The organism is Winogradskyella flava (assembly GCF_014243395.1).
In the GTDB taxonomy this organism is placed as follows: domain Bacteria; phylum Bacteroidota; class Bacteroidia; order Flavobacteriales; family Flavobacteriaceae; genus Winogradskyella; species Winogradskyella flava.
The window spans coordinates 81,040-101,681 of the sequence record NZ_JACLCP010000004.1 but is presented as its reverse complement, the minus strand read 5'-3'; the positions used below and the strand labels follow the sequence as shown (position 1 = coordinate 101,681).

The 20,642-nt window shown below is 33.9% G+C and carries 18 protein-coding genes; 16 read left to right on the top strand and 2 right to left on the bottom strand.

The window, feature by feature from the left end; translation table 11 throughout:
* Positions 1-5: 5 nt before the first annotated feature.
* Positions 6-653, bottom strand: coding sequence for an outer membrane beta-barrel protein (locus tag H7F21_RS13150; protein WP_185789763.1), 648 nt, complete (start codon positions 651-653; stop codon positions 6-8).
* A 231-nt stretch (positions 654-884) separates the two neighbouring features.
* On the opposite strand from H7F21_RS13150, the gene H7F21_RS13145 reads away from it, so the two are divergent.
* Positions 885-2,819 carry a helix-turn-helix domain-containing protein gene (locus H7F21_RS13145; RefSeq protein ID WP_185789762.1) on the top strand — a complete coding sequence of 645 codons (1,935 nt, stop codon included), beginning with the start codon at positions 885-887 and terminating at the stop codon, positions 2,817-2,819.
* On the opposite strand, the gene bshC is transcribed toward H7F21_RS13145, so the two are convergent.
* A complete protein-coding gene (gene bshC, locus H7F21_RS13140; RefSeq protein ID WP_185789761.1) occupies positions 2,816-4,411 on the bottom strand; it encodes a bacillithiol biosynthesis cysteine-adding enzyme BshC in 1,596 nt (531 codons plus the stop codon). The two genes, H7F21_RS13145 and bshC, sit on opposite strands and share 4 nt — an antisense overlap.
* 140 nt (positions 4,412-4,551) lie before the next feature.
* On the opposite strand from bshC, the gene H7F21_RS13135 reads away from it, so the two are divergent.
* From H7F21_RS13135 to H7F21_RS13065, 15 genes are all read left to right on the top strand, one after another.
* Positions 4,552-7,032: a M14 family metallopeptidase gene (locus tag H7F21_RS13135; protein ID WP_185789760.1), complete on the top strand. Its 2,481-nt coding sequence runs from the start codon at positions 4,552-4,554 to the stop codon at positions 7,030-7,032.
* A gap of 60 nt (positions 7,033-7,092) precedes the next feature.
* Complete coding sequence (locus H7F21_RS13130; protein ID WP_185789759.1) at positions 7,093-9,915, top strand: M16 family metallopeptidase; 2,823 nt, start codon at positions 7,093-7,095, stop codon at positions 9,913-9,915.
* Positions 9,916-9,934: 19 nt separating this feature from the next.
* Positions 9,935-10,294, top strand: a complete 360-nt coding sequence (locus tag H7F21_RS13125; RefSeq protein WP_185789758.1) for a bleomycin resistance protein — start codon at positions 9,935-9,937, stop codon at positions 10,292-10,294.
* 46 nt (positions 10,295-10,340) lie between these two features.
* Positions 10,341-10,712, top strand: a complete 372-nt coding sequence (locus H7F21_RS13120; protein ID WP_185789757.1) for a VOC family protein — start codon at positions 10,341-10,343, stop codon at positions 10,710-10,712.
* Positions 10,713-10,718: 6 nt separating this feature from the next.
* Positions 10,719-11,045 (top strand): hypothetical protein, encoded by a 327-nt coding sequence (locus H7F21_RS13115; RefSeq protein ID WP_185789756.1) that lies wholly within the window; start codon positions 10,719-10,721, stop codon positions 11,043-11,045.
* Positions 11,042-11,881, top strand: coding sequence for a helix-turn-helix domain-containing protein (locus tag H7F21_RS13110; protein ID WP_343067656.1), 840 nt, complete (start codon positions 11,042-11,044; stop codon positions 11,879-11,881). The genes H7F21_RS13115 and H7F21_RS13110 overlap by 4 nt, the downstream gene beginning before the upstream one ends.
* Before the next feature lie 61 nt (positions 11,882-11,942).
* Entirely contained in the window at positions 11,943-12,530 is a 588-nt protein-coding gene (locus H7F21_RS13105) for an SRPBCC domain-containing protein (RefSeq protein ID WP_185789755.1), read from the top strand.
* Between the two features lie 3 nt (positions 12,531-12,533).
* Positions 12,534-13,076: a DUF4287 domain-containing protein gene (locus H7F21_RS13100; protein ID WP_185789754.1), complete on the top strand. Its 543-nt coding sequence runs from the start codon at positions 12,534-12,536 to the stop codon at positions 13,074-13,076.
* A 295-nt stretch (positions 13,077-13,371) separates the two neighbouring features.
* The gene (locus H7F21_RS13095) at positions 13,372-14,412 is read left to right on the top strand and encodes a helix-turn-helix domain-containing protein (RefSeq protein ID WP_185789753.1); all 1,041 of its coding nucleotides are present in this window, start codon (positions 13,372-13,374) and stop codon (positions 14,410-14,412) included.
* 93 nt (positions 14,413-14,505) lie between these two features.
* Positions 14,506-15,264, top strand: coding sequence for a type 1 glutamine amidotransferase domain-containing protein (locus H7F21_RS13090; protein WP_185789752.1), 759 nt, complete (start codon positions 14,506-14,508; stop codon positions 15,262-15,264).
* Between the two features lie 4 nt (positions 15,265-15,268).
* On the top strand, positions 15,269-16,972 hold the full coding sequence (locus H7F21_RS13085; protein WP_185789751.1) for a serine hydrolase domain-containing protein: 1,704 nt from the start codon (positions 15,269-15,271) through the stop codon (positions 16,970-16,972).
* Positions 16,973-17,013: 41 nt separating this feature from the next.
* Complete coding sequence (locus tag H7F21_RS13080) at positions 17,014-17,433, top strand: nuclear transport factor 2 family protein (RefSeq protein WP_185789750.1); 420 nt, start codon at positions 17,014-17,016, stop codon at positions 17,431-17,433.
* Between the two features lie 8 nt (positions 17,434-17,441).
* A complete protein-coding gene (locus H7F21_RS13075) occupies positions 17,442-18,476 on the top strand; it encodes a serine hydrolase domain-containing protein (protein WP_185789749.1) in 1,035 nt (344 codons plus the stop codon).
* Between the two features lie 3 nt (positions 18,477-18,479).
* Complete coding sequence (locus tag H7F21_RS13070) at positions 18,480-18,935, top strand: YybH family protein (protein WP_185789748.1); 456 nt, start codon at positions 18,480-18,482, stop codon at positions 18,933-18,935.
* Between the two features lie 6 nt (positions 18,936-18,941).
* Positions 18,942-20,636 (top strand): serine hydrolase domain-containing protein, encoded by a 1,695-nt coding sequence (locus tag H7F21_RS13065; RefSeq protein WP_185789747.1) that lies wholly within the window; start codon positions 18,942-18,944, stop codon positions 20,634-20,636.
* Positions 20,637-20,642: the final 6 nt, after the last annotated feature.

Below are 20,642 nucleotides of genomic sequence, written 5' to 3'. Positions count from 1 at the left end.
TTTGATTAATAAAAATCACATTTACACCTTGGCAGATTTATGATGAAACCTATTCCAAACTGATGGGCGTCTAGATTTAACTTTTCGGCATTCTCTGCACTATTAAGTAATACCGATCGTCCATAAGCATATCCAACAAATATGGCTGTAGTACTTGAAATTGGATAATGCATCTCCAATCCTCCTCTTATAAACCAGGCAGAATTATTAAATTCCTCTTCACCTACAAGATTGAACACATCATTATTGATCGTCTGAGTTCCTCTAATCAAAAATTCTGTAGCTAATGAGGTATTTGCAAAAAAAGTAAGATCTCTCAATTTAAATAATTGGAGACTTAAGCCAGCTTTTACTCCTAAATAACTTAAATCCCATTCAAACAAATTATCTACGACATCTTCACTACCAAGTGCTCCATAGTTATTATAGGTTAATCCAAGTGATAAAAAGAGTGTTCTATTATAGTTTAAACTCTGTCTATAACCCATTCCATAATATGACTTTGATTTAGAGCTTAAATTATTCAAAGTATTACCTTCAGAATTTTCATAATCAAAAGCAGAGACTGTTGTCCCTAGTTCAACGTAAAGTTGTTGACTTAAACATGAAGTTCCAATCAGTAATATGCATGTTAGGATGACATAATTTTTCACTATAAGGCCAGTTTTGTTTTGAGCAAGTTAGACAAAATAAGGCCTCAATTTTCATAAAAACAGGGCTGTCCACCCTTTGTCCACCCCTTAAAATATAGATATTTTAATTTTTTAATGATATTTATAATAGGTAGACAACGTTGTTTTAAAATAAATTAAATTATTGATTTACAGCGTTTTAAAGTTCAAAAACTAATGACACTATCTTAAATAACCTAACAACTAGAAACTATGAACCTCTTAAAAGCGTCAATTAATGTCCCTTTAATCAATTTATTTACGAATTCCCTTCATAGAGTGGACAAAAAATCAATTACCGTATTACTTTCCTTTTTAGTATCCATTCATTTTGCACAGGCACAATTAGAAAAAAGAGTGGATAGTCTACAACAAATTATCGATACGACGAAAAATGATAGTATAAAAGCGACTGCACAATTAACACTGGCAGAAACAATAATTTATAAAGATCCTACCAAGGCTAAAAGCTATATTGATGATGCAGAAGCTCTTTACAAAATAAAGTCTTATCCAAGAGGGTACGCAAACTTATATTCTACAAAGGCTACTTATTTTTATACGCAAAGTGCTTATGATTCTTCTATGGTATACTTAGAAAAATCAGGAAATGAATTCATGAAACTAGGTGATACCCTTTTTGGTGCCACCATAAAATCCAATCTGGCCATAGTGGTAAAACTAGTAACAGGCGATAATGACAGATTAGAACAACTAGTTGATGAGATAGAACCTATTGCTATAAAATACAAAGACACTTCCTTGGTTGCTGCCATGTTAGAACACAGAAGTGCTATAGCTTTAAATAGAGGCTATAGAAATATTGCAATTAAGCGCATGAAAGAGACCATTGAGCTCAGAGAGAAGTTTTATGATTCTTTATACTTACCGCAAAGCTATTATAAAATAGGTGGTCTTTATCAGGAAATTTTTGAGCATCCAAAAGCCATCGAACAATTTGATTTAGGCATTAAGATTTCGGAAGACATAGGGTCAAATAATTTGAAGGCACAATTGCTAAAAATCAAAGCAATGTCTCAAATTGAACTAAATCAACTGGAAGAGGCATCGTCTAATCTTACCAAATCTTTGGAGCTTTCTAAAACTATAAATTTGAGAGTTAATATACTTATGAGTCTTAACCAACTTGCAAATCTTGAGATCAAGCGAAAAAACTTTGCACGAGCAGATCAGTATCTAGACGAAGTTGAAAATAGTGATGCATCTATAAAGTCAAGCAATCTCTTATATAATTATAATTTATTTCGTGGTGAGCTTAATTTAGAAACCAATAAACTTAATGAAGCACTTAAAAATTTTGATTATTGTTTAATGGATGCCAAAAAAAACAAATCCTTTAGAAATTTAAGTTGGTCTAAATTATATAAGTCTAAAGTGCTTAAAAAAATGGGGAAAGCGAATGCCGCTTATGATTTACTAAAAGAAAGTAGTGATGCCAAGGATTCATTGAACAATTATTTAAGAACAAGCCTTGCCCAAGAACAAAAAGTCATTTTTGAAACCAATAGAAAAGAGAAAGAAATTGCACTTCAAAAATCTGAAATTGAATTACTAAAAGAACAGGAAAAACTAGCGGATATAAGGCAATTATTATTAGGAATAGGAATCCTTTCCCTTATCGGTATTGGCAGTCTATTATTTTATAGTATCAGACAAAAAATGAAACGCAATAAGGCTGAGCGCGAAAAACTGGACAACCAACTAGGATTTAAAGAAAAAGAACTCACGACACACGCATTGCATTTAGCACATAAAAATGAAGTTCTGTTAGACCTAAAATCACAACTTAAAGAACTTAAGTCAGAAAACATCAATTCTCGCAGTTACCAAAAAGTCATCAATACCATTAATTTAGATATTAATAATGACAACAATTGGGAACAGTTTAGAAATTATTTTGAAGATGTCCATAAGGATTTTAATGGCAAAGTGATGAGTAACTATCCAAGTGTAAGTAATAATGATCTACGTTTAATGTCCCTTTTAAAAATGAATTTGTCGAGCAAGGAAATTGCCAATATTCTTAATATTTCAATTGAGGGTGTTAAGAAAGCACGTTACCGTCTACGAAAAAAACTTAACTTGTCCGCTGAAGACTCTTTACAAGAACTGATATTAACACTTTAAACAGTTATAATGGCAAATTCGCCACTAAGTGGATTCAAGTGAGTGATTAATTCCACGATCAAATTCTCACCATACTCCAAATACAACTGAGAGAAATTGGTATTTCTTTCTTGTAGACTTTTACTAGGAAATAATTGCTCTTGTAATTCTGTGCAACGCTCTATTTCATCAGCTAACTTTCGTTTCTGTGCTTTTAGCAAACGCTTTTCAAGATGTTTTAGACCTTTTAATTGTTTCACTTCTTGTGCTTTTACAGCCCCTAAAAATGATTTATCTGTTTGTTGAGCAAGTTGATGTAAATCTTCAAACTGCTCTCCCAAGTGCTTTATTTGTTCAGAAAAGTCAATGTCTATATTCGATATTTTTCTGACTTTCTTATTTATAAATGTATTTCTGTCTAAGAATAAATCCTTATCAGAAATATTTAATTTACTAAGTTTATCTGCTTGTTTTTTTGATTTTATCAATGCCGAATTTCTCAATAGTAATATTGGAAAAGTTACTTTATGGGCTTCAAAATTAGATTTCAACTGTAACCAGTAAATCATTTCTCCTCCTCCCCCAATGTAACAGAGGTTTGGTAAAATGACCTCTTGATACAACGGTCGCATGATGACATTGGGCGAAAATCGTTCAGGCACCTCATCGAGGTGTTTTAGTAACTCACTCTTGCTCCAACTAATATCAGTTTCCAAAACAGAATATATTCCACCATCTTCAACGATACGCTCTCGCGAGCCATCATACATATAAAACAGATTAATTTCCCTTGGATTTACTTGAATTTTTAAGTCTAAATTTTCAAGTGTTTTGTTAGTTTCAGATACCGTTTTAAAAGCCGTTTGTTCTACTAACTCTTTTTTCATCTGTGGAATAAACAAACGTTTTAAATCCTTATCGTCAGCATCTAAAATCACCAAACCTTGCTTACCAAATAATGCATTTGCTAAATAACGCGTAGCATCTGCTAGATTGTTGTGGTCTAAATACGCTTCTTGAAACCATAACTTTAATTGTTCTGCATTTTTGCCTGGTCCGAATTCCGAAGCAACAACTTTGAAAACGTCCTCTAATCCATCAGTAGTAAAATGTCCAACAGCTCCTGTTTGATTAGAATTCCACTGAATCTTTTTACCTTTAAAGTTGAAGTAATTAATCTCCTCAAAATCATGATCTTCGGACGCCATCCAATACACAGGCACAAAATTATACTTTGGATATATCTCTTTGAGCTGTTTGGTAAGATTAATGGTTGAAATAATTTTATACAAAAAATACAATGGTCCTGTGAATAAATTCAGTTGATGACCAGTAGTAATTGTAAATGTCCTTTCTGAAGACAAACTTCGAATGTTCTCTTGTGTGAGTTCTGAAATGTCAATACCAGAATATTGATTCTCCAACACTTGCGAGATGAGATTTCTTGCTTCACTTCCAAATGACTTAGACTTTTCCTCTATCTGAGCTTTAAAATTTTCAATGGTTGGAAAACGATTGTAAAGGTCTTTTAATTCCGATTTTTCATCGAGATAATCACAAATAAAATCAGAGAAATAGTTGGTATCTCTAAAGGATAGACAGTCAGTTGGCATATAACAGTATTATCAAAGCATAAATATACGGTAAGTGTAAATTCTATTTGCTAATTTTTAGTTAATTCAAATATCTAGTATCATATTCTAAAAATCACTGTTTATATTTACTAGTTTTATACCAAAACCAACAACAACTCATGCGTCGATTCATCCTATTTATTTTAGTTACATTTAGCACCTCATCAATCATTTTAAGCCAAAACATTCAAACACCTAGCGAATTTTTAGGCTATAACATTGGCACACAGTTTAGTCGTCATCATCAGGTGGTTGATTACTTTAAAACGATTGCAGCTGCTGCACCTCAACAAGTAAAATTAGAACAATACGGCAGCACCAATGAAAGAAGACCTCTATACTTGGCATACGTCTCAAGCGAAGCTAATATGGCGAATCTTGAAACCATTAGGGAAAACAATTTGAAGAATACAGGAATTCTCTCAGGTTCACCAACTTCAACTGACATTGCGATTGTTTGGTTAAGCTATAACGTTCACGGCAACGAAGCATCGAGTTCTGAAGCGGCAATGCTCACATTATATAAACTTTTAACTGAACGTAAAGACTTATTGGAAAATACTGTAGTTATTATAGACCCGTGCATCAATCCAGATGGTAGGGATCGCTATGTGAATTGGTATAACGAAACGGCTAGCCAACCCTATGACATTGACAAACAAGCAAGTGAACATAATGAACCTTGGCCAGGAGGAAGAGCAAACCACTACCTGTTTGATTTAAATAGAGATTGGCTTTGGGCCACACAAACTGAAACCAATGCTCGTTTACAAGTTTACAACAAATGGATGCCACATATCCATGTAGATTTCCATGAGCAGGGTCCTAATGAACCTTACTATTTTGCACCTGCCGCAGAACCTTTTCATGAAATTATAAGCGACTGGCAACGGGATTTTCAGACCCAAATTGGTAAGAATCATGCAAAATATTTTGATGCTGAAGGTTGGCTGTTCTTTACAAGGGAACGCTTCGATTTATTTTATCCTAGTTATGGAGACACCTATCCTACTTATATGGGAGCCATTGGAATGACTTATGAGCAAGGTGGACACGGTATGGCTGGTCTTGGGATTTTAAATGATGAAGGTCATGTATTGACTTTGGTTGAGCGACTAACACATCACACCACCACAGGATTATCTACAGTTGAAATTGCATCCAAAAATGCGACACAACTGAATAACGAGTTTGCAAAATTCTTTGACAACTCCAACTTAAAATATAAGAGCTATGTTTTAAAAGGGAATGAAGACAAACTCAACAGTTTAAAAAAACTACTCAATAAGCACGAAATTCAATTTGAAAACACCAATGGAACAAAGGTATCTGGTTACAATTATGCTACTGGAGGACAGGGAAATATGACTATTAATAGTAATGCTCTTGTAGTACATACCAATCAACCCAAAGGTAAAATGGTAAAAGTCATGTTTGAGCCAAATGCCAAATTATCTGATTCATTAACATACGATATCACAGCGTGGTCTATACCTTATGCTTATGGACTAGATGCTATTGCAAGCACATCCCAAGTCAATAGCAGCAAACTATCAGAACGAAAAGCGCTTCAAGTCTTAAACGATGCCTATGGCTATGTAAGCAAATGGAGTTCGATGGATGACGCACAGTTTTTAGCTGAGTTATTAGAGCACAATTTTAAAGTGCGGTTCACGGAAAAGCCATTTAGCTCTAATGGTTCTAATTTTGAACGCGGCTCATTGATCATTACCAAAGGAGATAATAGACACGTTGTAGATTTTTTGAACACGTTGAATAAAATTGCCCAAAAGCATTCGCAAGCACTAACGCAAATTAACTCTGGTTTTTCTCAAACCTTTCCAGATATTGGTTCGCCTGACGTTAAACTCATTAATAGACAAAAAGTGGCAGTGCTTTCTGGGGAAGGGACATCCTCATTAAGCTATGGTGCTATTTGGCATTTCTTTGAACAGCAATTGCGCTACCCATTAACCTCTATAGACACCGATGACTTTAGTAGTATCAATCTAAACAAGTATAATGTTTTGATAATGCCAAGTGGCTATTATGGCAGCGTACTGAATGATGACCATATGAAAAAACTTAAAGATTGGGTACGTGCTGGCGGAAAAGTTATTGCGATAGATGGTGCACTTCGTAGTTTTGCTGGCAAAGATGGCTTTAGTCTTAAATACAAAACTTCAGAAGCTGAGGATGATCCTGATAACCTTACGGCCTACGCAGATCGCGAACGTGAGTATACCAATCAACTTATCACTGGTGCTATTTTTAAAACCAGTGTAGACCGCACACATCCTATGGCATTTGGGTATGATGATAGTTATTTTTCTTTGAAATTAGGAAGTTCTGCCTATAGTCTTTTAGATAGTGGTTATAATGTAGCACATTTTAATGACACTAAAGTGTATTCTGGATTTGCTGGTAAAGACGCACTAAACAACTTAGACAAAACGTTAGTGTTTGGAGAAGAGCGCATGGGAAGTGGTAGCTTTATTTTTATGGCCGATAATCCGCTTTTTAGAAGCTTCTGGGAAAATGGAAAACTATTCTTGGTAAACTCTATTTTCTTTGTTAATAATAATGCCTATGAGCTTTAGAGAATTCCTTCTGTGAGGTCGAGCGTAGTCAAGACCCTAAAAAATTGAAAATCATCAATCATGAAACAAATAAAAAAACTATTACTAAGCCTCTTTGTTCTACTATTGCTATCAGCATGCAAACAAAACGACACCAACGAAACATCAACAGAATTTAAAGTCGATTTTGAAAAATTCACTTTAGATAATGGTTTACAAGTTATTCTGCATGTCGATAAATCCGATCCTGTTGCAGCGGTTGCTCTAACGGCCCATGTTGGTTCTGCAAGGGAAAAAGAAGGTCGAACAGGTTTTGCTCATTTATTTGAACATTTGTTGTTTCTAGAATCCGAAAATTTAGGTAAAGGTGGCTTGGACCAAATGAGTGCTCGAATTGGCGGTTCTGGCGCCAACGGTTCTACAAATAGAGATCGAACCAACTACTTTCAAACTGTACCAAAAGACGCTTTGGAAAAAATGATTTGGGCAGAAGCCGATAAGCTCGGTTACTTTATCAATACGGTTACCGAACCTGTATTGGCCAAAGAAAAGCAAGTTGTTAAAAATGAGAAACGCCAGCGTGTCGATAACCAACCTTATGGGCATAACTCCTATGTGATCAATAAAAATTTATATCCTGAAGGACATCCATATAGTTGGGAAGTCATTGGTTCCTTAGAAGATTTACAAAATGCCACTTTAGATGATGTTAAAGAGTTTTTTAGACGTTGGTATGTTCCAAATAATGTGACCTTGACCATCGCTGGAGATATTGATGTGGCACAAACCAAATCTTGGGTTAAAAAGTATTTTGATGAAATACCTAGAGGCAAAGCCATTCCCGAAATGGAGAAGCAACCTGTGTCGTTAAAATCATCGAAACGTTTATTTTATGAAGACAATTTTGCACGGGCTCCAAGATTAACAATGACTTGGTCGTCAGTATATCAATATCACCCAGACTCCTACGCGCTTCGTGTTTTAGCACAATATTTGACGCAAGGCAAAAAAGCACCACTTTATAAAATTTTAGTGGAAGATGAACAACTAACGAGCAACGTAAGAATGCGTCAAAACTCATCAGAAATTGCAGGACAGCTAATGTTGAGTGTTACTGCATTTAATCAGAAAGATTTGAATTCTGTAGCTTCTGCGATACAAAATGGACTTAAGGATTTTGAATTAAACGGTATTTCTAAAAATGATTTAAATAGAATAAAAGCTGGGCAGGAAACCAATTTCTACCAAGGACTTTCTAGTGTTTTAGGCAAAGGTTTTCAACTAGCGCAGTATGAGATTTTTGCTGGAGATCCAGGATTTATTAATGAAGATGTAAAAAATATCCTAGCCGTGACATCTGATGATGTCATGCGAGTATACAACGCTTACATAAAAGACAAACATTATATCGCCACAAGTTTTATTCCAAAAGGACAAAAGCATCTAGTTTTAGATAACTCGCAACTGGCCAGTGTGGTAGAAGAAAAAATTATTGAAGGTGCCGAAGAAAGCTTCGACCCAAGTATTGCTGCGACTTACGAAAAAACACCAAGTAGTTTCGACAGAAGTATTGAGCCACCTTATGGCGATAGTCCAGAACTTAATATTCCTAACGTTTGGAAAAAAGAACTGAATTCTGGTATTAAGGCATTTGGCATAGATAACGATGAAGTGCCTTTGGTGCAATTTGAAATGCAAATTGCCGGTGGGCAGTTACTGGAAAATAACAATAAAGTCGGTGTCTCCAATCTTTTAGCTAGTCTTATGACTAAAGGTACCGAGCGGAAAACAGCAGAAGAACTGGAGAATGCTATCAATAGTTTGGGAGCCAATATATTTGCTTATGCCTCAACCGACAATATCACCATAGCGGGTACAACGCTTTCCAAACATTTTAATAAGACCATGGATTTAGTAACAGAAATTTTACTAGAACCACGTTGGGACGAAAAGGAGTTTGATTTGATTAAGCAAAGCACTATAAGTGGTATTCAGCGCAGTAAGGCTAATCCCAATAGCATTGCTACTAATGAGTTTGCAAAACTACTTTATGGAGAAAACAACATTTTAGCCTATGACAATAGAGGTACGGAAGATTCTGTTAATAGTATTTCGATTATAGATCTGCAAGACTATTACAAAAACAATCTTTCTCCTGAACTAACCAATATGCACGTAGTAGGTGCAATATCAGAGAATGAAGTGGTTAAAGCACTGGAAAAAATAAATACGCAATGGAAAACGAAAGATGTGGACATACCAGAACTTCCAATTCCATTATATCCCGAAGAATCAACAGTTTATTTTTACGATGTGCCAGGTGCAAAACAATCTGTTATCCGCTTTGGATATCCAGCTTTAAAGGCAACACATAAAGATTACTATCCTGCTACGGTAATGAATTATAGACTTGGTGGCGGAAGCTTTGCATCACAATTAACACAACAACTGCGCGAAGGCAAAGGTTATACTTATGGTATTCGTTCTGGATTCTCTGGATCCGAATACCAGGGAGAATTTACCATTTCTAGTGGTATACGAACTAATGCCACATATGAGGCCACTAGTTTGATAAAACAGATCTTAGAAGATTATGGTAAGAACTATAGTAAAGAAGATTTAAATGTGACCAAAGGCTTTACTATAAAAAGTACGGCAAGAGCTTTTGAAACCCTGGGAGCAAAACTAAATATGCTAAGCAATATCAGTAATTATGGTTTGGCGGATGACTATGCTAAACAGCGTGAGGCTATTGTTAAGAATATGACTATTGAAGATATCAAAGTATTAATCGAAGAATACGTTAAACCCAACCAAATGATTTACTTAATTGTAGGCGATGCTGCCACGCAATTAGAAAAGTTAGAGAATTTAGGATTTAGCAAACCTGTATTATTGAATTAAAAACATAAAAACCTTTTCTATGCTTGCAGATATCCATCCTAAATTACCAATGCGCAATAAAGAAACGACTAAGGACTACTATATAAATCAATTAGGCTTTAAACAGTTTGGGAATAGAGATTATGATGGTTATTTAATGATTGAAAAAGATAATATTCAAATTCATTTTTTTGAATTTAAAGATCTTAATCCAAAAGAAAACTATGGTCAAGTATATATTAGAACAGACAATATTAGCAGATTTTACCAAGATCTATTAGATAGGACAGTAGAGATTCATGCCAATGGAAAATTAGAAATTAAACCTTGGGGACAAAAAGAATTTTCCTTACTCGATCCAGACTCCAATGTATTGACTTTTGGGCAAGATGCTATATAAGCATAGTTTTCATTACCTTTAAAATCTAACTAAGAATCAAAACATTATGAAACTAGGTGCATTTTCAATAAGCCTTGCAGTAAAAGACATTAAAGCGTCAAAAACATTTTATGAGCATTTAGGATTTTCCGTTTTTGCTGGAGACTTGGATAAAAACTACCTCATCATGAAAAATGAATCTACGCTAGTGGGTTTATTTCAAGGTATGTTTGAAAATAATATCCTGACCTTTAATCCCGGTTGGGATCAAGATGCTAATACCTTAGAGCACTATGATGATGTTCGTGACATTCAAAAACATCTAAAGTCAAAAGATGTCGCTTTTGCTAGTGAAATTGATGCACCAGACTCAGGTCCAGCGAGCTTTGTAGTATTAGATCCAGATGGCAATGCCATATTAATTGATCAACATATCTAGATTATCATGAATTGGGACGATGCATTAGAGATCTACGACGAAATAGTAGAATCTTGTAATGGCTTTGAGCGAAAGGGCAAAAAGATGATTTATACCTCATCTAATGGCTATATGTTTACCTTATTAATTAAGAATGCCGAAATTGGTATTCGTCTACCAAAAGATGAGGCAGCCACGTTCATGGAAAAACATAATACTGGTCATTATTATTCCTATGGCGCCAAAATGAAAGATTATGTTTTAGTACCTGAATCTCTTTGGGAGGATAAAAAACTTATGGCCCGCTATTTTGAACAAAGCTTTGCCTATGTTAACACACTTAAAACAAAATAGTTATTGATTTTAATACTCACATACTTCGAGAGCCTTTAGTAAATTATATTGAATCTATATTTCACTACAAGGGGTTTCAACCAGATCATTCTATAGAACGTGTTGTGCCAACTGGCCATGTATTTATTATTTTTGAATTAGATGGCATTACACGACATACATTTAATAAAAACACATTAAAACCCAATGGCAATTATAAAAATGTATGGATTTCTGGAATGCATAAAGATTTTCTCTCTATTTCCGCACCACAAAATTCTGAAATGCTAGTCGTTCAGTTTAAAACTAATGGCTCATACCCTTTTTTACATCTACCAATTTATCAATTAAATAATAAAGTTGTTAATGGTGAAGCTATTTTCGGAAAGGAAATATTGGATATAAGAACTGAAGTATTGAATAAAAATGAAGCTTCTCATAAGTTTGAAATCATTGAAAGCTGGTTAATTGATAGGTTGGCCAAAAACAAAACTCCAAAACTTGAGCTTGTAGACATCCTTTCACAACTACAAACAAAACCTATATCAGATCACAACACGATTGTAGCAACATATTCTAAAACCCAGAAACATCTTATCAACCAATTCAAAACCTACTTTGGCTTAACCCCAAAGGTCTTCCATAGAATATTTAGATTTAATAAAATTCTTCAACAAATTCAGAATAAACAAAATTTAGTTTGGTCGCAATTAGCTTATGAATTTGGCTATTCAGATCAATCCCATTTCATTAAAGAATTTAAAGAATTTTCAGGATTCAATCCTCAAGAATTTATTAAATCCGATTTTCATAAAGATGATGAAATCAATTTCTTCCCAATAGATCGAAAAGGTTAATTTTTTACTATCGTAGTTTACTTTAAGTTTCTTAATTTGTAAATCTATTATCACTAGAATTATGAAAAAACGAATCTTTCAGCTTATAGTATTGTGTTTTCCTCTTATTCTTATTGCCCAAAACACAGAAGGCCACAAAGAAAAACGAGTTACTTCAGTAATTGATTCTTCCCAAGCCAATAACATGGTTTTAAAACAAACTTTTGTTGTAAATGTTGCTTTAGATTCTGTTTGGAATGCTTGCACCACGAAAGAAGGTTGGGAAAGTTGGGCAACGGCGAAAGCAGAGATTGATTTTAAACTCAATGGTCTTATTAAAACCAATTACAATAACGATGGTGAAATTGGTGATGACTCTACTATATATCTACATATCATAAATTACATTCCTAAGACGATGCTAACGCTTCAGGCTGAACTAACCAAAAATTTTCCTAAGTTTATGAAAGCCGATGAAAAAGACTTATATAACATGATTCTTTTTGAAGAAATTGAACCTTCAAAAACCAAAGTCACCTCCTATGGTATTGGTTACAAAAACAATAAAAAGTATATGTCTTTAATGAAATTTTTTATTGAAGGGAATGAACAGTCCTATCTCAATTTAATTTCATATTTAGAATCAGGTAAACCCTCAGTAAAATATTAAACCATGAATGACGCATTACAAACCATGATCAATAATATGCCAGAAAAAACTGGTAAGTCTTTAGAGGAATGGAAGCACATCCTAAAAGCAAAAGCCTTTGCCAAACATTCTGAGAGTGTCAACTTTCTAAAAAACGAACATGGAGTCACTCATGGCTTTGCCAATACTATTGTGACATTGTCCAAAGAAGACAACAATTCTGATGAGGATCTAGTCACTAATCAATATAAAGGCAAGGAAAGTTTATTCCCTATTTATAAAAAGCTACTGCCAATTGTAAAAGATTTTGGAAGCGATGTTACGATCACACCTAAAAAGACTAGTGTAAGTGTTATTAGAAAGCGTCAGTTCGTTCTTATAAAACCTGCTACAAAAACACGTATTGATTTGGGATTAAAATTACCTCATAAACCAATCACGGAAAGACTTGAAAATTCTGGTCCATTTGGTACCATGTGCTCCCATCGCGTTCAAATCACTTCAATAGATGATATAGATGATGAATTGATAACTTGGATGAAAGAAGCTTATGAAAAAGCGAATTAATCGCTTTTAGATTCTAAAGTTGTCTTTTCTTTTGATGCATAAGTTTTTGACACAAAAACATAAATCTCTAAATATTAATGCTGTATTTTTATATCAAGGACTTAGCACTACCCTAAAGCAACGGTGCTAATTCATGTTATTAGATTATTTAGTGACTTAATTAGAAGCAGGCGAAAGCCTGCTTTTTGAGAATACACTTTCTTATTGATGATTTTATAAGTTAAGATATCTTTATCATTTATTTGAAAAACTATTTTTTAAATTTGAACAACAATCAATTAAAAAACAGTCTTTCTTGGAAGTAAGTAGAGAACTCCTATTCTTTTTTAGTGCCTTAGGTGCATTTAACGGACTTGTACTGAGTCTTTACTTTCTCCTTTTTGCTAAGCCAAAACATATTTCAAATATATTTCTAGGAATTTTTCTTGCTATGTTGAGCATCAGAATAGGAAAATCGGTATTCTTTCATTTTAATCCCGAATTGTCTTTTCATTATCTACAGTTTGGTCTAACAGCTTGTTTTTTTGTTGGTCCATTCTTATATTTTTATGTTAAGTCAATTACCAATCCTTCAGACAAAGCATTTAATAGTTGGAAGTATCACTTAGCGGCCTTAGTTCCTCTTGCCTTAATTGTTGGATTTCTATATCCTTTTAAAGAGCATATTTCGTTATGGCGACCATATATTATTAAGACGATATATATACAATGGTTTATTTATATTCTAGCGTCATGCTATTTGATAAGATATAGAATCAAAAACCTGTTTATTAGGGAAGAAAAAACTACAAGTATAGACATCTGGTTGTTCAGTATTTTAATTGGTAATATATTACTAGTGGTATCCTATTACTTTACGAGTTTTGTAAATTATATTTCAGGTGCGCTCACGTTTTCTTTCCTTTTATATATCCTTTTATTATTTGTTTTTTACAATAAAAAGAATAAATCTATTTTATTCAACGCCACAAAAAAGTACGGTAATAAAAAAATAGCCATTGAAAAAGCTTCTCAATTAAGAGGGAAACTAAACTCTATTATGCAAAATGAGCAACTCTATAAAAATGCCAATATAAAATCGTCTGATGTTGCTAAAAAAATAGGGTTAACCACACATCAATTTTCTCAATTATTGAATGATAATTTAGGCTTAAATTTTGCTTCTTTTATTAATGAATACCGCATTGAGGCTGCAAAAAATATGCTTCAAAATAATAGTAATTTAACGCTTGAAGCTATAGGTTATGAGTGTGGTTTTAATTCTAAGTCTACATTTTTTACAACCTTTAAAAAGTTAGCTGGTACCACTCCAAGTCAATTTAGAAATCAGAGTTAGAGCGTTCTATTTTATAAATCCGAACTTCTAATTTATAACTCAAAATTGCTTTTTCTTACAAAATATTCATATTGCTGAAAATAATAATCAGTAATGCGTATTTTATCTCTTTTCCTATCAATCATTTTACTTAATAGTTGTTCCAATTCAGAGAAAGAAGGAGCTAAAATCAATAGCAAAATCCTCTTTGTTGTTTCGAATCAACACTTCTATGGTGATACAGATATGAACGCCGCCAACCACTTCGGAGAAATTGTTTTTGCTTATGACGTATTATCCAAAGAGCATTATGAAGTAGACTTTGTGAGTCCTAAAGGTGGAGCTATACCAATAGGCTATTTATCTACCTCAGATAGTATTCAAAAGACGTATTTATACGATTTTGACTTTATGAGTAAACTTAAAAACACCTTAAAACCTGAAGCTGTGGATGCTTCAAACTACAAAGCCGTGTATTATGTAGGAGGTGGTGCCGCTATGTTCGGAGTTCCTGAAAATGAAAACATTCAAGACATTACAATGTCTATATATAATAATAAAGGCATTGTATCGGCTGTTTGTCATGGTACGGCTGGTATCATAAACTTAAAAACCAAAGACGGTAAGTACTTGTATCAAGACAAACAGGTTAATGGATTTCCAGATATATTCGAAAATAAAGAGGCTCACTATTACAAAACGTTTCCTTTCTCAATTGAAGAGACCATTAAAGAACGTGGCGGCAACTTCAGTTATTCTAAAGACGGATGGGACAATTACTTCAGAGTAGATGGAAGACTAATTACAGGACAAGACCCAACAGCAGCCGCTTCGGTAGCTAAAAAAATCATAGAGACTTTAAACCAATTATAAATACATGAAAAATTCACTTGTAGTACTTTTATCTTTTATAATGTCGATCTCTTTTTCGCAAGGGATTCAAAAAAGACAAATTACAGAAGCACAGATCGATGCCGTTTTTTCGCAATGGGATACTCCCGATAAACCAGGAATCGCTGTAGGTATTCTAAATAATGGCAAAATAGTACATAATAAAGGTTACGGTCTGGCCAATTTGGAACACCAAGTACCCATAAATCCTCAAACCAGATTTCATATAGGAGATATAGCTAAAGAGTTTACGGTTTATGCACTTTTACTTTTAGAACAACGAGGTCAAGTTTCTCTTGATGACGATATCCGTAAATATGTGCCTGCACTAGCATCTATGCCTCATGCCATAAGCATCCAGCAGCTAATACATCATACAAGTGGTTTAAATAACATCGAAGTCTCGAAAGCGCTCGCCGGATGGAGATCAGATGATGTATTTACAAAAGAACAGGCGTATGCGATGATTTTAAATCAAGCAAACACCTTACCAAAAAGTGTAAGCATTCAAAGTCATTCAGATGCTGGATTCATGATTTTAGAAGATCTTATTACCATAATTTCTAAAATAGCATATAGAGATTTTGTGTCTAAAGAAATTTTTGAACCACTAGGAATGGTGAATTCTGTATTTGACACCAATGGAACAGTAATCCCTAACAAGGCTCAAGGCTATTTTGCACATAATGATAATTTTGTGAGTTCTATGCTGAGCCCATCACAAACCATCACATCAGATCTATATACTACCGTAGGAGATATGTGCTTATGGGCAAAAGAACTTAGTGATCCAAAAATTGGTACTAAACAAATGGTCGAAAAGTTTGATAGTTTGTCTATAGTCAATAATAAAGAAGTAGACCAAACCAATACGGCTTTGTATACAGGTGGGCATCGCTTTTGGAATTTTAGAGGAGCAAAAAAACTCTATCATGTCGAAGTTGCCAGTGGCTACGCTAGTAAATTAATTCGTTATCCAGATTATGATCTTGCGATCATAATTATGGGGAATGATGGCGCTTATAACGGTTATGCAGGTACAGGAGCTAGTGCCTTATATATTGAAGATTTTTTAGATACAAGATCTGAACGGATTACAAAAATTGCTTCTAAAAAGTTATCAAAAAAAGAACTTACAGCTTTTGAAGGCGACTATTGGGACATAGACAACCATAATTCCAGAAAAATTCAGATCGTCAATGACACACTACGATACTCTAGAGGCCCTCAAAATGAAAGTGCTTTAGTACCATTGACGAATAACACCTTTAAAATGGTCACTGGAGCAGAAGTAATCGTAAGCTTTGATTCTAAGGCAATTCCCAAAACTATGTCCGTAAATGTTGGAGATGATACTTTTCAGTTGATTTCATATAATACCAATGCCAACTGGAGTAGGGATTTAAGTTCATTTACTGGAAACTATTATGCTACAGCTTTAAATACGTCTTATTCATTTTCTATTGACAAAGGCAATCTCATACTTAAACATCCTAGAATAGGATCTGTGCAATTAAGTCCAAGGATAACAAATGTATTTACGGGAGATCAAAGACACTTTTCATCTTTGGAGTTTCAAAGAAATACAAACGGTTCAATTAAAGGATTTAAACTGTCTACTGCTGGAGTCGCAGACATATGGTTTCAAAAGCAAAGTCTTGCAAATGAAAGCTTAGTAAAAACCAAATAAGGACTTAAAAAACATAATTTAAACACTCAAAATCAATCAAAATGAAAAAAAAAATCACATTAATTTTACTATTCCTAAGCGTATTATTTTCTTATTCACAATCAGAAATTGAAGCTATTAACAAAGTACTTTACGATTATATCGAAGGCACTGCAAATGGTGAACCAGATCGTTTACGAGAAGCCTTTGATGAGGACTTCAATCTGTATTTTATAAGAGAAGATTCATTACAAGTATGGTCTGGCAAAAAATATGTTGATAATGTAAAGCAAGGTCAAAAAAGTAATCGTATTGGTAAAGTACTTTCCATCGATTATGAAGGTAATGCTGCCGTAGCAAAAATTGAAATACTAATGCCTGCAAGAAAACGCATCTACACAGATTATTTAATGCTTTTGAAAATTAAAGATAAATGGAAAATTATCCATAAATCATTCACTTTTAAAAACTATCCTGAATAATAATTATAATGAAACATAAAATGTTAATCATTTTTATGGCAATGTTTTGTGCAGCATTTTTAAATATAAGCTGTCAATACAACAGTATCCATGAGTATGTAGAAGAGCAGTATTTTAATGGAGAACTCAATGGTAATATACTCGTTGTAAAAAACGATGAGGTTTTATATGAAAACTCTTTTGGGGTTGCTCATCCCGAAACAAAAGAACCTTTAACAGCGTCTCATCGTTTTGCTATTGGCTCTATTTCTAAAGAATTTCCTGGAATGGCTACAATGCAACTCTACGAACGCGGAAAGTTGAAGCTTGAAGACAAGATAAGTATGTATCTGGAAGATTTACCATCCTGGGCATCATCAATAACTATACAACAATTATTTAAGTACACTAGTGGTCTACCAAGGGTTGCATGGGAACGCTATGGAGAAAACAAAATTACGGTTACTCATGAATTGTTGCTGAATGATTTAAAGAAAGTAAAAGCGCTTTCTTTTAAACCTGGTACAGACTATCTCTATTCAAACTACAATCCCATCTTGCTGATCCATATTGTAGAAAAGGTTTCTGGTCAATCTTTTGAAGATTATGTGACTCAGAATATATTCAAACCTGCAAAGATGACCAATAGTTATTTTGGAAAAGCTGTGCCTTGGAAAAATGAAGTGTTACCAGCTCACCCTTTTGACCAAGATAACAACCTTGATGCTTTTAGAATGGATGGCCTTAAGTTTTTGATGCTATTTTCTGCACAGGACCTTTACCAATATCTCTATCACCTGCATAGCTATCAACTGCTATCTAAAAAATCTGTAAAACTCCTTTCAGAACGAGAAGGCTCTCAATCGCCTTTGGGCGTTTTAGAATGGGACGATGATCAATTAGAGGTGCACCATCATCACGGCGAACAGGGAAATTATGAGTCGGTAATTAGATATTATCCTGAAGAACAATTATATATCATCATCTTAAAGAACCAAAAGTTTTTTAATGTAATGGATATGGCAGATGAAATCAAAGACATCGTTAATCAAAAAACTATTTAAACAATGAGAACATTAATATTCGTTTTAATAGCACTACTAGGCTTCAACTATTCACAGGCACAGACTTTAAATGGTAACCAAAAAGATATTCAAACAATATTAAAAAATACTAAGAGTTTTTCTGAATATGTTATGGCTTCAGATTATGAAAAAATAGCGTCATCATATACAAAAGACGCTAAAATCTTTCCTAATAACACACAGATTTTAGAAGGTGAGGACATTATAAACTATTGGACGTTACCAGAAGGGATTAGTACATCGTATCACAAAATCACTCAAACTGAAATTACCATAGTAGAAGACACAGCTTATGACTATGGCTACTATGAAGGCAAAACCAAACATAAAGATGGACGTATGTCTTCTTGGAAAGGAAAATATGTCATTGTCTGGAAAAAGGTAGACAGTAAATGGAAAATGCATTTAGACATCTGGAATAGCGTCAAACAAAAGTAGTGCTTTATGAAAAATTTATACGTACTGTATATACTATTGTCGTCTATTGCCTTTGCTCAAAATCAGTCAATAGAAAAACAATTAGATAGTATATTTACTGCATCATTTAATCATAATCAACCAGGTGTAGCAGCTGGATTAATTAAAAATGGTGAAGTTATCTATCTTAAAGGATTTGGCTCTGCCAATACGCAAACTAGCGCGCTAATTACGCCACAAACCAAGTTTCAACTCGGAGAATTATCTAAGCAGTTTACATCTTTGGCCATCCTGCTTTTAGAAGCCCAAGGAAAAATCTCTATGAATGAAGACATACGCAAGTATATACCCGAACTGCCTAAATACAAGCATGTCATAACCATAAAACATTTGCTTAATCATTCAAGCGGACTTCATGACATCAATAGAATGAGTTATATGATTGATGGATATATGACTATTGATACACAAGCAAAGGCAATAAAATTAATTGCTTCTCAAAAAGCACTTTCATTTAAACCAGGTACTCAATTTTCATTTCATGAATCTGTTACGGAATCTGTATTAATGGCTGAGATAGTATCTAAAAGTTCTGGCGAACCTTTTTCAGACTTTGTTAAATCTCACATTTTCGAACCACTTGGAATGAAAAATTCTCTAATACGAGATGACAGTAATGCCATACTCACTAACTTAGCTCAGCCTTATCAAAAAGAAGAAGGTAAGGATTACAAAACACTCGAAGTTCTTAGCAATGTTGTTGGAGCCATTAATGCCTATTGCTCGGCAGAAGATCTCGCCGCTTGGTATTTAAATTATTTCAAGCCAAATGGGATTATTGGTCAATTAATACAGCAATTAGATACACCTGTTAGATTAGATAGTGGAGAAAAGTTCAATTACTATTGGGGAGATATGGCAATTGGGCGTGAGTTTACACATCCCGAACGGGGTCTACCTATATTTTGGAATTATGGATTTCAAGGTGCCTATGGCACTAATGTTTTTAGATACCTCAATCAAGATATAGTTGCTTTTGTATTAGGAAATAATAATCAGTATAATGGCATGACAGCGCAGTGGCTATTAAACCCATACGTTGAGGATACTTATACTTTACCTGCTAACATAGACTTTAGTACTAAAAACATAAAGAAATTAAGTGCTAAAAAGCTAAAGTCATTTGAAGGCCATTATTGGTACAAGAAAGGATATGCTTCTGAAATATTTATAAAGAACGATACATTAAGGTCTAAATGGTTGTTTAGTCCTAGAGACAGATATCAAACTTTAGTTCCATTATCTGATAGTACCTTCCAGCAGTATGCCGAAATTGAAGATACACGACTTTTCGATTTTAAAGAAGATGGTAATGGCATGACACTTTTCTTCATTTATAATGAAAGTCAACCTGACATCATGGAACGCTACGAACCAGTGCGTCCCTCGGAGAAAGATTTACAAGCTTACACTGGGGTTTACTACAATGAAACATATGCATTACTATTTTCTTTTCGTATTGAAGATGGTAAGTTAATTGCTAGTAATTTGAATCACACTGACATCACATTTAGGCCTGTTAAAAAAGACATATTCACGAGTAGGTCCCTATTCTTTAACGCATTAGAGTTCTTTCGGGATGCATCAAGTAATATCAAAGGCTTTACAATAAATACGGATGGAATAAATAATCTTGAATTTAGAAAAGTAATCGAACTATAAGATTCG

What these genes read in the sequence shown, in the direction of transcription:
- H7F21_RS13090 (WP_185789752.1), top strand. Translation starts at nt 14,506, where the DNA reads ATGCGTATTTTATCTCTTTTCCTATCAATCATTTTACTTAATAGTTGT.
- H7F21_RS13120 (WP_185789757.1), top strand. Translation starts at nt 10,341, where the DNA reads ATGAAACTAGGTGCATTTTCAATAAGCCTTGCAGTAAAAGACATTAAA.
- H7F21_RS13085 (WP_185789751.1), top strand. Translation starts at nt 15,269, where the DNA reads ATGAAAAATTCACTTGTAGTACTTTTATCTTTTATAATGTCGATCTCT.
- H7F21_RS13065 (WP_185789747.1), top strand. Translation starts at nt 18,942, where the DNA reads ATGAAAAATTTATACGTACTGTATATACTATTGTCGTCTATTGCCTTT.
- H7F21_RS13075 (WP_185789749.1), top strand. Translation starts at nt 17,442, where the DNA reads ATGAAACATAAAATGTTAATCATTTTTATGGCAATGTTTTGTGCAGCA.
- H7F21_RS13115 (WP_185789756.1), top strand. Translation starts at nt 10,719, where the DNA reads ATGAATTGGGACGATGCATTAGAGATCTACGACGAAATAGTAGAATCT.
- H7F21_RS13125 (WP_185789758.1), top strand. Translation starts at nt 9,935, where the DNA reads ATGCTTGCAGATATCCATCCTAAATTACCAATGCGCAATAAAGAAACG.
- H7F21_RS13105 (WP_185789755.1), top strand. Translation starts at nt 11,943, where the DNA reads ATGAAAAAACGAATCTTTCAGCTTATAGTATTGTGTTTTCCTCTTATT.
- bshC (WP_185789761.1), bottom strand. Translation starts at nt 4,411, where the DNA reads ATGCCAACTGACTGTCTATCCTTTAGAGATACCAACTATTTCTCTGAT.
- H7F21_RS13100 (WP_185789754.1), top strand. Translation starts at nt 12,534, where the DNA reads ATGAATGACGCATTACAAACCATGATCAATAATATGCCAGAAAAAACT.
- H7F21_RS13070 (WP_185789748.1), top strand. Translation starts at nt 18,480, where the DNA reads ATGAGAACATTAATATTCGTTTTAATAGCACTACTAGGCTTCAACTAT.
- H7F21_RS13130 (WP_185789759.1), top strand. Translation starts at nt 7,093, where the DNA reads ATGAAACAAATAAAAAAACTATTACTAAGCCTCTTTGTTCTACTATTG.
- H7F21_RS13080 (WP_185789750.1), top strand. Translation starts at nt 17,014, where the DNA reads ATGAAAAAAAAAATCACATTAATTTTACTATTCCTAAGCGTATTATTT.
- H7F21_RS13135 (WP_185789760.1), top strand. Translation starts at nt 4,552, where the DNA reads ATGCGTCGATTCATCCTATTTATTTTAGTTACATTTAGCACCTCATCA.
- H7F21_RS13145 (WP_185789762.1), top strand. Translation starts at nt 885, where the DNA reads ATGAACCTCTTAAAAGCGTCAATTAATGTCCCTTTAATCAATTTATTT.